Annotated in this window: 13 protein-coding genes; 5 read left to right on the top strand and 8 right to left on the bottom strand. The window is 50.0% G+C overall.

Annotated features, from left to right (window positions below; all coding sequences use genetic code 11):
• Positions 1-23 precede the first annotated feature (23 nt).
• The 8 genes from XMA127_RS11220 to def form a co-directional block, all read right to left on the bottom strand.
• The gene (locus XMA127_RS11220) at positions 24-608 is read right to left on the bottom strand and encodes a hypothetical protein (protein ID WP_173482175.1); all 585 of its coding nucleotides are present in this window, start codon (positions 606-608) and stop codon (positions 24-26) included.
• 114 nt (positions 609-722) lie between these two features.
• On the bottom strand, positions 723-2,774 hold the full coding sequence (gene glyS / locus XMA127_RS11225) for a glycine--tRNA ligase subunit beta (RefSeq protein WP_173482176.1): 2,052 nt from the start codon (positions 2,772-2,774) through the stop codon (positions 723-725).
• On the bottom strand, positions 2,774-3,727 hold the full coding sequence (gene glyQ / locus XMA127_RS11230) for a glycine--tRNA ligase subunit alpha (protein ID WP_173499205.1): 954 nt from the start codon (positions 3,725-3,727) through the stop codon (positions 2,774-2,776). Before glyQ ends, glyS begins: the two co-directional genes overlap by 1 nt.
• Before the next feature lie 102 nt (positions 3,728-3,829).
• Entirely contained in the window at positions 3,830-5,278 is a 1,449-nt protein-coding gene (locus tag XMA127_RS11235) for a TrkH family potassium uptake protein (RefSeq protein WP_173483713.1), read from the bottom strand.
• A gap of 7 nt (positions 5,279-5,285) precedes the next feature.
• The gene (gene trkA / locus XMA127_RS11240) at positions 5,286-6,680 is read right to left on the bottom strand and encodes a Trk system potassium transporter TrkA (protein WP_173484674.1); all 1,395 of its coding nucleotides are present in this window, start codon (positions 6,678-6,680) and stop codon (positions 5,286-5,288) included.
• Positions 6,681-6,687: 7 nt separating this feature from the next.
• On the bottom strand, positions 6,688-7,968 hold the full coding sequence (gene rsmB, locus XMA127_RS11245) for a 16S rRNA (cytosine(967)-C(5))-methyltransferase RsmB (protein ID WP_371731536.1): 1,281 nt from the start codon (positions 7,966-7,968) through the stop codon (positions 6,688-6,690).
• Between the two features lie 22 nt (positions 7,969-7,990).
• Entirely contained in the window at positions 7,991-8,923 is a 933-nt protein-coding gene (fmt, locus tag XMA127_RS11250) for a methionyl-tRNA formyltransferase (RefSeq protein ID WP_217362117.1), read from the bottom strand.
• A gap of 57 nt (positions 8,924-8,980) precedes the next feature.
• On the bottom strand, positions 8,981-9,496 hold the full coding sequence (gene def, locus XMA127_RS11255; RefSeq protein ID WP_173482181.1) for a peptide deformylase: 516 nt from the start codon (positions 9,494-9,496) through the stop codon (positions 8,981-8,983).
• A gap of 82 nt (positions 9,497-9,578) precedes the next feature.
• Here def and XMA127_RS11260 point away from each other — a divergent pair, with 82 nt between their 5' ends.
• The 5 genes from XMA127_RS11260 to aroE are packed head-to-tail and all read left to right on the top strand — an operon-like array spanning position 9,579 to position 14,138.
• Positions 9,579-10,658, top strand: a complete 1,080-nt coding sequence (locus XMA127_RS11260; RefSeq protein ID WP_371731539.1) for a LysM peptidoglycan-binding domain-containing protein — start codon at positions 9,579-9,581, stop codon at positions 10,656-10,658.
• A 53-nt stretch (positions 10,659-10,711) separates the two neighbouring features.
• A complete protein-coding gene (dprA, locus tag XMA127_RS11265; protein WP_173482182.1) occupies positions 10,712-11,785 on the top strand; it encodes a DNA-processing protein DprA in 1,074 nt (357 codons plus the stop codon).
• A gap of 32 nt (positions 11,786-11,817) precedes the next feature.
• On the top strand, positions 11,818-12,378 hold the full coding sequence (locus XMA127_RS11270) for an L-threonylcarbamoyladenylate synthase (protein ID WP_173482183.1): 561 nt from the start codon (positions 11,818-11,820) through the stop codon (positions 12,376-12,378).
• Positions 12,379-12,393: 15 nt separating this feature from the next.
• The gene (gene hemF / locus XMA127_RS11275; protein ID WP_173494541.1) at positions 12,394-13,314 is read left to right on the top strand and encodes an oxygen-dependent coproporphyrinogen oxidase; all 921 of its coding nucleotides are present in this window, start codon (positions 12,394-12,396) and stop codon (positions 13,312-13,314) included.
• Positions 13,311-14,138 (top strand): shikimate dehydrogenase, encoded by an 828-nt coding sequence (gene aroE / locus XMA127_RS11280; RefSeq protein ID WP_173482185.1) that lies wholly within the window; start codon positions 13,311-13,313, stop codon positions 14,136-14,138. The genes hemF and aroE overlap by 4 nt, the downstream gene beginning before the upstream one ends.
• Positions 14,139-14,173 lie beyond the last annotated feature (35 nt).

The following is a 14,173-nucleotide window of genomic DNA, read 5'->3' on the forward strand; positions in this document are numbered from 1 at the left end:
AAGTTTCACGTGAAACATTTGAATCAATCGTCGCTAAATTCACTGTGCATCGCTTGAGTGAATCCGTCCATTGAAAATCTAATAGTAAAATCAGAACTAGACTTCGGTTGATAGTCGATGAACGTATGGCTTTCAAACATGTTTAAAAGTAGCTGGTTGTCATTTGGGATGGTCGGTGTGACAAATTGAAGATCGGCCCGCTTATCGTCACAACTGGCAGTAAAAGAGATAGGTATCTGATTGACGAGTGAGTGATAAATAGAAGGGCTGCTAAGGCAATCACTGACGCTGAGAATGAAGCCGGTTGTTAGAGCTCCATCCGTGTCATCACCAAAATACACCGCATATTTATCAAATTCATTAATGCTTCGGTGGAGATGTGTCGCAGAGAGAGGCTTGTTAAGCATATTAAATGGAATCATTTCGAACCCAATATAACTGTTCAAACCAAGTGCATATTTGATCTCTTCACCATTCGGGTGCTGGTTAAAAATGATAATTCGATCATCCTCATTGGTTATGGGTTTATCTAGGAAAAGTGTGTAAAACACTAAAAGGCCAATAATGAAATAGGCGATGGCGGTGAGTTTGGGATTAACTTTTTGCATCTTGCATCCTTGCAGTCAGTGGTTTGATTCAACACTATGCAAAGTAGTAGAAAAGCAGATATTTACAAATAAAAAACCCGAGCAGTGCTCGGGTTTTTTGATGGCCAATTAAGTTTAGCCAGCCAATTCGGAGATATCGGCGATTCCACCAAATAGCTCTTTAAGTTGTTGCAGCATCGCAAGACGGTTTTGCTTAACGTCAGCGTCATCTGCCATGACACGAACCTCTTCGAAGAAGCGGTCGATTGGCTGACGAAGATCAGCTAGAGCTTGAAGAGCGCCCTGGTAATCGCCTTCACCTGTCATTGATGCAACTGAACTGCTTAAACCCTTGAGTGCTTGAGCAAGCTCTTTTTCAGCCTCATCAGATAGCAGTGCATCGTTGATAGCGGTAGACGGTGTAGAATCTAGTTTCGCAAGGATATTACCAACACGCTTGTTGCCAGCAATCAGTGCTGAGGCCGCTTCAAGTTGTGTAAAGGCCGCAACAGCATGAGCACGACGCACAAAGTCTAATGGTTTGCTTGGGCGAAGACCGTGGATCGACAGGTAGATCTCAGCGCTAATGCCCTCTTCTTCAAACCAGAAACGGAAGCGTTCCAGCATGAATTCAAAGACATTATCAGCAGCACTGTCCAAAGCAGGGAGTGCTTGGTAGTTTGATGCTGCAGTCTGAAGAAGCTCTTTAAGATCAAGATCTAACTCATGTTCAACGATAATACGAAGCACGCCCAATGCTGCACGACGCAGTGCAAATGGATCTTTAGAACCTGTAGGCGGCTGGTTGATCGCAAACAGACCGACTAGTGTGTCCAAGCGATCTGCCAAGGCTACAGCAATGCCCGTTTTAGAGGCAGGTAGATCGTCACCGGCAAACTTTGGCATGTACTGCTCGTAGATCGCCTGTGCAACTTCTTGCTCTTCACCATCGTGCAGTGCGAAGTGGTAACCCATAAGGCCCTGAAGCTCTGTGAACTCATAAACGGTATCTGTTAGCAAGTCACACTTAGCAAGCTGTGAAGCACGAGCGGCAAACGCTTCATTACCACCAATCAGCTTGGCAATGGCAGTGGCCGTTGCTTCAATGCGAGCAGCCTTGTCGGCGACTGTACCAAGCTCGTTTTGGAATACGACACTCTTTAGCTTCTCTAGGCGATCAATAAGAGGCGCCTTCTTGTCCGTCTCAAAGAAGAAAGCAGCATCAGCTAGGCGAGGGCGAATCACCTTCTCGTTGCCTGCAATCACTTGCTGAGGATCTTTAGACTCAATGTTTGAGATCGTAATGAAGTACGGCATCAACTTGTTGTTGCTATCCACAAGGTGGAAGTACTTCTGGTTCTCTTTCATTGAAAGGATTAGGACTTGCTCAGGTACCTCAAGGAAGCGCTCTTCAAAACGTCCAGCCAATGCAACAGGCCATTCGTTCAGTGCACAGACTTCGTCCAGAAGATCTTCATCGATATCAGCAGTTCCGCCAATACGAGCTGCTTCAGCTAGCACTTGTTCACGAATCATTTCGCGACGCTCAGCGAAGCTAGCCACAACTTTACCGGTGTTACGAAGCGTGGCAGCGTATTCACCTGCAGTCATCAGTTCAATGTCGTGTGGGTAGTGGAAGCGGTGGCCACGTGATTTACGGCCTGAAGTAACCTCAAGTAGAGTACAAGGTAGAACCTCATCACCCAGCAGCGCAACGATCCATTTAACAGGGCGGACAAACTCAGTACGGCTAGCCGCCCAACGCATACGCTTAGGAATCGGCAGCCCGCTCAAAGCGGTCTCAAGCATTCCTGGTAGAAGTTCTGCAGCAGGTTTACCAACCTCAGTACCGCGGTAGACGTAGTAGTCACCCTTGTCAGTATTCTCAATGACAAGGTCTTCAAGAGAGACACCGCAGCTGCCAGCAAAACCTTTAGCGGCTTGTTCAGGTGCTTTTGCAGAGGGTCCGCGTTTTTCAATGTTACGATCAGGCTGTTGGCTGTCTAGCTCTTTAACCAATACGGCCAAGCGACGTGGAGCAGCAAATAGCTCTAAAGATGAAAAGTTAAGCTGAGCATCGTTCAGTTGAGCCGTGAGGCTTTTACCCAGTGCGTCTGACAGAGAGAGAAGTGCACCTGGTGGTAGCTCTTCAGTACCCAGTTCAAATAGGAAATCTTGATTACTCATTACTCGGCTCCCTCCAGTGATGCTAGGACTTCTTGGCGAATAGACTCTTCTGCCATTGGGAAACCAAGCTCTTTACGCTTGTTGTAGTAAGCTTCGGCAACACCGCGAGCTAAGGTACGAACACGAAGAATGTAACGTTGACGCTCAGTCGCAGAGATCGCGTGACGCGCATCCAGTAAGTTGAAGGTATGCGATGCCTTCATGACCTGTTCATAAGCCGGTAGCGGTAAGCCGACATCCAGCAGTTTTTGACACTCTTTTTCGTAGTGCTCAAAGTTGCTGAATAGGTGTGGCACATCGGCGTATTCAAAATTGTAAGTCGACTGCTCGACTTCATTTTGGTGGAATACATCGCCGTAGGTTACAACGGTACCGTCCGGTGCCTTAGACCAAATCAGATCGTAAACGCTGTCTACCTCTTGAACGTACATCGCTAGACGCTCTAGACCGTAGGTGATTTCGCCAGTGACCGGGTAACACTCAAGACCGCCAACCTGTTGGAAATAGGTGAACTGAGTGACTTCCATGCCATTCAGCCAGACTTCCCAACCAAGACCCCAAGCACCCAGTGTAGGTGATTCCCAGTTGTCTTCTACAAAGCGTACATCGTGTGTCAAAAGATCAAAGCCTAGACGCTCAAGTGAGCCAAGGTAGAGCTCTTGGAAATTGTCTGGGTGAGGCTTCATCACAACCTGAAATTGGTAGTAGTGTTGAAGACGGTTTGGGTTCTCACCGTAACGGCCATCGGTTGGGCGTCGGCTTGGTTGAACGTAAGCTGAGTTCCAGCTCTCTGGGCCGATAGCACGCAGAGTGGTAGAAGGGTGGAAAGTACCAGCACCCACTTCCATATCCAGTGGCTGAACAATTACACAGCCTTGCTCGGCCCAATACTGTTGTAGGGCAAAGATAAGACCTTGGAAGGTGCATACATCAGGTTTGACAGTGTCGGTCACGACAGAAGTCCTCGGCTAGGATTTTTTGCAAAAAATTAGCCGGGAATTATACAGCATTCCTTAAGAATTTAAGAGGGGCGTAACCCTATCCATTTAATAGGGTTATCGGCGCCAGAAAGCCGGTGTAAGTAAGACTAGTAAGGTAAATACCTCAAGACGTCCAAGCAACATCGCAAAGACCAGAATCCATTTGGCGGTATTCGGTATGTCACCATAGTGTGCCGCAACATCACCAAGGCCTGGGCCAAGGTTGTTGAGCGTAGCGCCCACTGCCGACCATGCCGTTACTTGATCCAGTCCAGTGGCTAGCAGAGCTACCAGCATCACCACAAAGACGATCAAGTAGACCGAGAAAAACCCCCAAACCGCTTCAAGCACTTTATTTGAAATTGGGCGTCTTCCCAACTTCACTGGCATGATTGCGTTCGGGTGAATCAGGCGCACAATTTCACGGTAACCCTGTTTTAGAATCAGCAGTAGACGTATCTGTTTCATGCCACCACCGGTCGATCCTGCACAGCCCCCGGCAAAGGCTGCCAAGAAGAGTAAGAAGGGCAGCATGGCGGGCCAGTGTGCAAAGTCCGCGACGGCAAAGCCGGTCGTCGTTGCAATGGAGACAACCATAAAGACCGCTTTGCGCAGCGCCTCAATCGATTCATAGGTACCAGTAAAGTCGAGCACAAACAGCGTAAACAGCGACAGGCTGATCAGAGAGAAGAGGTAGAACTTGAACTCTGGATCTGAGAAGTAGTGGGCGACACTGTGCTGTCTCCAAGCGGCAAAGTGAAGGCCGAAGTTGATCCCCGAAAGCACCATAAAGAGTACACAAATCATCTCGATCAGTGCGCTGTCATAGAATCCAATACTGGCATCGTGTGTTGAGAACCCGCCAATGGCAACAGTAGAGAAACTGTGGCCAATCGCATCGAACAGCTCCATTCCTGCCGCCCAGTAGCCCAGTGCGCAGGCAATCGTCAGCGTCAGGTAGATGTTCCAAAGCGCTTTGGCAGTTTCGGTGATTCTAGGTGTCAGCTTTGAATCTTTTACCGGGCCAGGTGTTTCAGCGCGGTAGAGCTGCATCCCACCGATGCCCAGCATTGGCAGTATCGCGACGGCTAGTACGATGATACCCATACCACCCAACCACTGCAGCTGCTGTCGATAGTAGAGCAGGGACTTGGGAAGCGTATCCAGTCCAGTAATCACTGTTGCCCCTGTTGTTGTCAGACCAGAAACGGCCTCAAACAGAGCGTCGGTAAAGGTAAAGTTTGTTTCGGCCGAAAAGTAGATAGGTAACGAACCGAAGAAGCCCAGTACCGTCCAGAATAGAACGGTAATTAAGAATCCGTCGCGTGTTCTAAGGTCTTGGCGGACTCGCATGAAGGGGAGCCAGATTAAGAAACCGGTACACAGAGTGACGAAGAAAGCCCCAACAAATGCTTGAATATTGCCATCGTCGTAGATCATCGAGACGAGGGCTGGCGGAAGCTGAGTGATGCTGAATATCATCAACAGCAGGCCAAGTATTCTGAGAATCACTTTGAAGTGCATGGGAGCCTCAGAAGAAGGTTAGGCCGACGGTAAAGAGCTTCTCTACCTCGCCAATTTGACGGTTATCGATAAGGAACAGAATGACGTGGTCGCCATCTTCAACCACGACGTCATCGTGGGCAATCAATACCTGGTTGTCTCTCACAATGGCACCGATGGTCGCACCCGCGGGTAGCGCAATATCCTCAATGGCGCGCCCAACTACTTTAGAGCTTGACGGGTCACCGTGGGCGATCGCTTCAATCGCCTCTGCAGCACCACGGCGCAGTGAGTGAACCGCTGCCACATCGCCGCGACGAACGTGGGCCAGTAGGGCGCCAATAGTGGTCTGTTGTGGTGATATGGCAATGTCGATAACGCCACCCTGGACAAGGTCAACATAGGCCGGGTTGTTGATCAGCGTCATCACCTTTCTGGCGCCTAAACGTTTGGCCAGCATCGATGCCATGATGTTAGCTTCGTCGTCGTTGGTTAGGGCACAGAAGACATCGACATCATCAATGTTCTCTTCGAGAAGCAGTTCCGAATCAGAAGCGCTGCCATGCAGAACAATGGTGCGATTTAGATCGCGTGCCAAGTGGTTGCATCGATCTAGGCTTCGTTCAATCAGTTTGACCTGGAAGTCATCCTCAATCGATTCAGCTAGTCGGAATCCGATGTTGCCACCTCCGGCAATCATGATGCGTTTGTAAGGGTTATCTAATCGGCGCAGTTCGCCCATAACCGAACGTATATCGCCGGCAGCGGCAATAAAGAAGACCTCATCGTCCGCCTCAATGACCGTGTCACCGGTTGGAATAATAGGGCGATCCTGTCTGAAAATGGCTGCCACACGGGTGTCGACATTGGGCATGTGCGCTCTAAGCAGTGCGATCTCACGACCCACCAGCGGGCCACCGTAATAGGCTTTCACGGCAACCAATTGCGCTGCGCCATCGGCAAAATCGAGAACCTGAAGGGCACCTGGGTGATGGATCATCCTAGCAATGTGTTGTGTCACCAAGTGCTCAGGGCTGATCAAAACATCTATTGGGATGCCGGCAACGTTGTTCTCTTTCTGCGTATTGAAGAGCTTACCTTCTGAATAGTTGTAAGCTTGGTCACGAACTCGGGCAATCAACTTTGGTACGCGAAAATGCGACCAAGCGACCTGGCAGGCAACCATGTTGATCTCATCTGAGTTAGTCACTGCGATCAACATGTCGGCATCTTCTACGCCAGCGCTATGCAGAATAGTTGGCAGCGAAGCTTGACCTTCAACCGTACGAATATCTAGGCGGTCTGCAAGTTCTCTGAGTCTTGGGCCATCGACATCAATGACAGTAATATCGTTGGATTCACTGGCGAGATGCTCTGCTAGAGAGCCACCCACCTGTCCTGCACCCAGAATAACAACGTTCATGTAGAGCTTAAGCCTCTTCTATTCGCTTGATGCGGGCGTAGTAGAAGCCATCATGGCCTCCATTTTGTGGAAACAGCTGCCGACCGGCAGGTCTCTCTATGCCCCATTCTGCGACTATTTTGCACTCTTTAGCATCCGAGTGCTCTTTCAAAAATCGTTCGACAACACGCTCGTTCTCTTGTGTGAACACTGAGCAGGTTGCATACAGCAATGTACCACCAGGCTTGAGCATATCCCATAGGTTATTAAGGATCTCAAGTTGAGTGGTTGCAAGACCCAGGAGATCTTCGTTACGACGCAGTACTTTGATGTCAGGATTACGACGAATGACACCGGTAGCACTACAGGGCGCATCCACCAGAATGCGATCGTAAGCGTCACCGCTCCACCAATCCCGTTGAGCGGCATCACCGACAATGACACCCGCACTCTGCTCTAGTCGTTCTAAATTCTCTTCGATGCGCGCGACTCGTCGAGGCTCTAACTCCAGCGCATCGATCTCAATATCATCTTCCAGTTCAAGAAGGTGGCAGAGTTTTCCACCGGGAGCGGTACAGGCATCGAGTATGCGTTCGCCCGCTTTTACACCCAGCAGTTTTGCAGCCAATTGTGCCGCTTCATCCTGAACCGAGACATGCCCCTCAGCAAAGTGTGGAAGCTTATCCACAGAGCAGGGCGTCGTTAGGTAGATGGCATCGCTTGAGAACAATCCAGCACTTGCCTCGATCTCTGCACTGTTCAGTATCTTAAGGTAGGTATCACGATCGCTTTTCGAACGATTGACCCGCAGACACATCGGTGGGCTCTGATCGTTTTCGGTCATTACGCTCTGCCAGTGATCGGGCCAGTTGTGTTTGAGTTTTGCGATCATCCACTCTGGGTGATTCCAGCGACCAGTCTCGGTCTGCTGGATATCAGCTTCTAAACTATCCTTTTCACGCTGGTAACGACGCAGTACGGCGTTCAACAGTTTGGCGGCCCAAGGCTTACCCATCTGCTTAGCGCCTTCAACGGTTTCGTTGATGACAGCATGTTCAGCCGTCGAGAGATGTCTCAATTGGTAGAGCGCGCTCAACAGTAGGGCAAAGACGTCAGTGTCCTCTTCTCTAAAAGGCTTGCGCAGACACTCACGGCTGAGCGCTTCAAGCTGTGGATAGAAACGAAGCGTGCCGTAGCAGATCTCTTGAAACAGAGCGCGGTCACGAGGTTCAACTCGAGAGAGCATGCCTGGCAGTCGGCTAGAGAGTGAACCGTTGTGTTGTAACAGCTGCGATAGAAAAACAGCCACTTGCACCCTTAGGTTAGCGGTATTACTCAAAGTGCATACCCTCTACAAACGGGTGGTTGTTTGAATTGAGTAGTGCCGACGCTTCAGTGGCGCGACCGCCTGGCATCTGAATGGTTTTGATTAGCAAAGAGCCTTCGCCACACCCGATCAGGACACCCTGTTTATCGGCTTTGATCAGAGCGCCAGCATCACCGGCTTCTGATTGTGCTTCCGCTCTCCAGATGCGTACGCTTTTATCATCAAGGATTGTGTAAGCCACTGGCCAAGGAGAGAGGCCGCGAACTTGACGGGCGATCGCGTCTGCCGACTCAGTCCAGTCGATTTTACCTTCAGCTTTCTCAAGCTTATTGGCGTAGTTAGCTAAAGCATCGTCTTGAACTTCTGGCGTTAATTCGCCTGCCAACAGTGCAGGAAGTTGCTCAACCAGCATATTGGAGCCAAGTACTGCTAATCGATCATGCAGTTCGCCGCTGCTCTCCTGTTCATCGATCGGCGTGAACACCTTAGCTAGCATAGGCCCGGTATCCAGCCCAGCTTCCATCTGCATCAGCGTCACACCAGTCTCTTTGTCACCTGCCAGCAGTGCGCGGTGGATCGGAGCAGCACCACGCCAACGCGGCAGAATAGAGGCGTGTACATTAACGCAACCCAGTTTTGGTGTATCCAATACAACCTGCGGCAGTATCAAGCCGTAGGCAACAACAATCATTAAATCAGCGTCGATCGCAGCCAGTTCCGCCTGAGCCGCTTCATCACGCAGTGAGAGTGGTTGAAACACGGGAATATTTGCTTTCAGTGCAATCTGCTTAACGGGGCTCGCTTGTAACTTCCTACCACGGCCCGCTGGTCGATCGGGTTGGGTGTAAACGGCTACCACATCAAAGCCGGAATCGATCAGAGCCTGTAGATGAGAGGCGGCAAAATCTGGGGTTCCGGCAAATATAATTTTAGACAATTCGATATCCTAAAATGAAACAGGCTTGCCAAGGTGAGCGGCAAGCCTGTCTGATCGTTAAGCCTGAGCGGCTTCTAATTTATGTTTCTTCTCAAGTTTTCCGCGGATTCGATCACGTTTTAATCGAGAGATATGGTCAACAAACAGCTTACCATTCAGATGATCCAGCTCGTGCTGAATACAGACCGCTAGCAAACCGTCAGCAATTAACTCATAAGGTTCGCCATCACGACCAATCGCATTCAGCTTAACGCGCTCTGGGCGAACGACGTTTTCGTAGAAGCCAGGGACAGAGAGGCAACCCTCTTGCATCTGTTCAGTCTCGTCGGTTAACACTTCAAAAGAGGGGTTAATTAAAACCAGTGGCTCATTACCCTCTTCGGATATATCGATTACGACGATCTGTTTATGAATATTGACCTGTGTTGCGGCCAGACCAATGCCCGGAGCGTCGTACATGGTTTCAAACATGTCATCGATGATCTTGCGTACCTCATCATCGACCGTCTCAACCGGTTCAGCAATGGTGCGAAGACGCGGGTCTGGGAACTCTAAAATTTTAAGCAGTGCCATACCGTTTAGTGATCTCTCTCAATCGGATAACTAGTAACATTGTTAATATTGTCTATTATACCTATTAGGACTCTGTTTGCATGTGGTACACGTTAAGCAGTGCAATCGAATAGATAAGCGTCAAACGCTGAAGGACAGTATGTTTAAACGGATAAAACAGATCGCTGCCGTTGCATTAGGTATAACCTCTATGCTGGTGCAAGCTGACACCATCAAGTTGGCGCAAGATGCCCCCTCTGAATACACCGTTGTTAAAGGGGATACCCTGTGGGATATATCCGCGCGTTTTCTCAAAAGCCCTTGGCTCTGGCCTAAGGTTTGGGAAGTAAACTCGCAGATCTACAACCCTCATCTGATCTATCCTGGAGATGTCATCTACCTCTACTGGGAAGATGGTGAGCCTCGCCTGGGTCGTAAGCCGGGTACAGTGGTGTTAACGCCTGAGGTCAAAGTCGTGCCACGCGAAGAGGCTATCGCTTCGATCCCTCTGCGTGATGTGCAAGCCTTTCTCAATGATAGCCGAGTGGTTGATAATCAAATGTTAGCGGATGCGCCCTACGTTCTGGGTGGTAAAAACCAACGCATCCTCGCTGCCAATGACGATCGAGTCTATGTTCGAGGTGAATTGTTAGATGACAGTCGTCAGCAATCTCTCTACCGTCCTTTGACCGAGTATGTAGATCAGAACACCGGTGAGTCCTTAGGTTATGAGCTGCATCGCGTCGCTGATGCGCTGGTTCGTGGTTCTGAAGGCGACACTATCAGTGTTGATATTCGCAACAGTACTGAAGAGGTGCGTTTAAAAGATATTCTGATTCCAACCGGTGAAGCGCCACTGGTGACTCGGTTTATGCCGCGCCCTGGTCCAGAGCTCGATAATGTTGAAGTCATCGCCGTATTAAATGGCGTTGCCAACATTGGTCAGTTTAACAGTGTCACAATCAATGCCGGTGAGCGCGAAGGAATCGAGCCAGGCAGTGTCTACGCGATCTACAATCGTGGCGAAGAGATTCGTGACCCTAAAACAGGTGAAAAACTTCAACTACCAGCCGAGCGTGCCGGTGAGTTGATGGTCTACAAAACCTTCGACAAGGTCAGTTATGCACTGGTGATGCGTTCAACCGAAGTGATTCAGGTTGGCGACCCGCTTCGTCAGCCTTAACGTCACAATATTAGACAATCGCTGCACATGGATGTGCAGTGTCAGGAGCAAGGATGCCAGCCGAATCGATCGACTGGGTTGCACTGCGCCTTTTGGCTATGCGACCCGCTTCCAATTTAAAATTCATTCAACACACTGACTGGCCTGATCGGCTAAAAGACTCTAAGTGCTTAATAGAGCAGTTAGAGCTTTTTAACGAAAGTCAGTTCGCTGTCAGGCAGATAAAGTCACTCTACGATCATGCCGAAAAGCATCTAAATGTCATTAAAAACATAGATTGTGACGTTATCTGCTTTGAAGATAGCCGTTATCCCGAATTGCTTAAATCGATCTACGATCCGCCCGTGGTGCTCTTCTCAAAAGGCAATGTGCAAGCATTGAGCGACCCTCAAGTCGCTATGGTGGGTGGGCGAAAATCATCCAGCTTGGCCCGTGCAACCGCACAGCGATTTGCTCAAGAGTTAACCCAATCGGGCGTACATGTCACCAGTGGATTAGCCATAGGCATTGATCACGCAGCTCATCTCGGCGCAATACAAGCCGGCCCCGGTTCAACAATCGCCGTTATGGCAAACGGCCCAGATCTGGTTTATCCACAACGGCATCAACGGCTGGCCCAGCAGATATTGGACTCAGGCGGGCTGTTAGTCACTGAGCAGTTGCCCGGTATCCAGCCCAGGCCCTACCTATTTCCAGAGCGTAATCGCATCATCAGTGGTATGAGTTTGGGAACCTTAGTCGTTGAAGCCACTATTAAGAGTGGATCACTGGTCACAGCTCGTTTGGCGCTGGAGCAGGGGCGGGAGGTATTTGCTATACCTGGTGCGATTACCAACGAACTGGCAAGAGGCTGTCACCATCTTATTAAAGAGGGAGCTCAGTTGGTTGAAACGGTTTCCGAAATATTGGCGTCACTCTATCTACCGCTTACTACAGATCGTGTTGAGACGCCGCCCATTGAGTCTGAGGATCCCATAATCCGTGCACTGCATCAGCAGCCGTTAACTGCCGATCAGCTTGCAGCAAAGCTCAGTATTCCGATTGGGCAGCTTCAACGTCTGCTCGTGGAACTAGAAATCTCAGGAATTATTGGCCGAGAGGGAGCCCGTTACGTCGTTCTTCGGTAGAATAGCGTTTTTTCCAAAGTAAGATTCTGATTATGGTGAATGATTGGAGCATTAAACAGGCCGTAGAAGTGGTCCAGCAGGGTGGCGTAATTGCCTATCCTACAGAGGCGGTTTGGGGGTTAGGTTGTGACCCTTGGAACGAGCATGCCGTGAAACATCTGTTAGCGGTTAAACGCCGCCCTATGCATAAGGGCTTAATATTAGTGGCAGCCAATATTGGACAGGTTGAACCACTGCTGCAGAATCTGACAGCCGAGCAGCGTCAGGTTGTTGAGGCAAGCTGGCCTGGACCCAATACCTGGTTGATACCGGATACCGACGAGATGATCCCTGAGTGGGTTAAAGGCCAGCACAGCTCTGTTGCTGTTCGTGTCTCTGCACATCCCATCGTGCAGGCGCTCTGCAACCGTGCCGATATGCCGTTGGTATCAACCTCGGCTAACCCCTCATCTGCAGTACCTGCAAAGAGTAAGTTGAGAGTAAGTACTTACTTTGGAAATAGAATTAATTATCGTGTTCAGGGCGCATTAGGCGATTCGGATCGACCATCCGTGATTCGTGATGCACTGACTGGACAGACCCTACGAGTTTAGAGACGGAGATTGCGAATGAGCAAACCGAGCGTAGCAGAAGTAAAAGCCTTCTTAATGGATCTTCAGGATCGTATCTGTAATGAACTGGCAGCAGCCGATGGTGGCGCTGAGTTTGTTGAGGACTCTTGGGATCGACCCGAAGGCGGCGGTGGCCGAAGCCGAGTCATTACCAACGGTGCGGTGTTTGAAAAGGGCGGCGTTAACTTTTCGCATGTTCACGGTAATCAGATGCCTGCATCGGCAACTGCGCACCGTCCTGAGCTTCAAGGCCGTAACTTTGAAGCGATGGGTGTCAGCCTTGTGATGCACCCTAAAAATCCTAAAGTGCCGACCTCACATGCCAATGTTCGTTTCTTCATTGCGGAGAAAGAGGGCGAAGAGCCAGTTTGGTGGTTCGGTGGCGGATTTGATTTGACCCCTTACTACGGCAATGAAGAGGATTGTGTTTTTTGGCACCAAGTGGCTAAAGACGCTTGTGACCCTTTTGGTGACGATGTCTACCCTCGCTATAAAAAGTGGTGTGATGACTACTTCTTCTTGAAGCATCGTGGTGAGCCTCGCGGTATCGGCGGCCTCTTCTTTGATGACCTGAATGAGTTGGGTTTTGATCAAAGTTTTGCGCTGATGCAGTCCATTGGTAATGCCTACACTAAAGCCTATGTACCGATTGTCGAGCGCCGTCGTGATGAGCGTTATGGTGAAGCCGAGCGTGATTTCCAATTACACCGTCGCGGCCGTTACGTTGAATTCAACCTAGTGTTTGACCGTGGCACTCTGTTTGGATTGCAGACCGGTGGCCGAACCGAATCGATTCTGATGTCGCTTCCACCGGAAGTGCGCTGGGACTACAACTGGGCGCCTGAACCCGGTACAGAAGAGGCGCGTTTGACTGATTACTACCTGCAATCTAGAGACTGGTTAGGCTTAGAAGCATGATCGATCAGTACCGAGTGACAGGCAATCCGATCAAACATAGCCTGTCACCCAGAATTCATAGCCACTTTGCTCAGACAACGGGTGAGTCTCTGAACTACACCGCTCAGCTGTTAGAGGCGGATACCTTTACGGACACGCTGAGGGTTCAACTGACCTCTGGAGAGATCAAGGGCTCTAATGTGACCCTGCCGTTTAAAGAGCTGGCTTGGCAGCTTGCACAGGAGCGCACGGCGCGCGCAGAGACAGCCGGTGCAGCCAATACTCTCTGGTTAAATGAGCAGGGCGAAATTTGTGCTGATAACACCGACGGCATTGGTCTGTTAACTGATCTAAAGAACAACTTGGGTTTGGAATTAGCCGGCAAACGCGTCTTGATACTGGGTGCAGGTGGTGCTGTGCGTGGTGTCATTCAGCCGATGTTAGAAGCTCAGGTTGCTAGCGTTGTGATAGCGAATCGCACGGTATCAAAAGCTCAGGTTATTGCCGATGTCTTTGCGGGCGCTCCCGTTTCTGCTTGCGGCTATGATGACATTACAGGGCCTGCTTTCGATCTGATCGTCAATGGCACCTCGGCCAGTATTGGTGGTGAGTTGCCCCCTGTGCCTGCTGAAGCGATCGATGCCAATAGTTGTGGTTATGACATGATGTATGGTGCTGAACAAACACCATTTTGTGCCTGGTGCGAACAGCATGGAGCACGTGCCATAGACGGTCTGGGTATGTTGGTAGAACAAGCGGCGGAGTCCTTCGCAATTTGGCGAGGGGTGAAACCCGAAACAGCCGAGATACTTAATCAGCTCAGATCCGAACTGCAACACAAATAGCATTGACTTAGAGGGGGGAGCGCTTCAGTCTAAGG

Origin of the sequence: Marinobacterium sp. xm-a-127 (genome assembly GCF_013283425.1) — a bacterium.
Taxonomy (GTDB): Bacteria; Pseudomonadota; Gammaproteobacteria; order Pseudomonadales; family Balneatricaceae; genus Marinobacterium_E.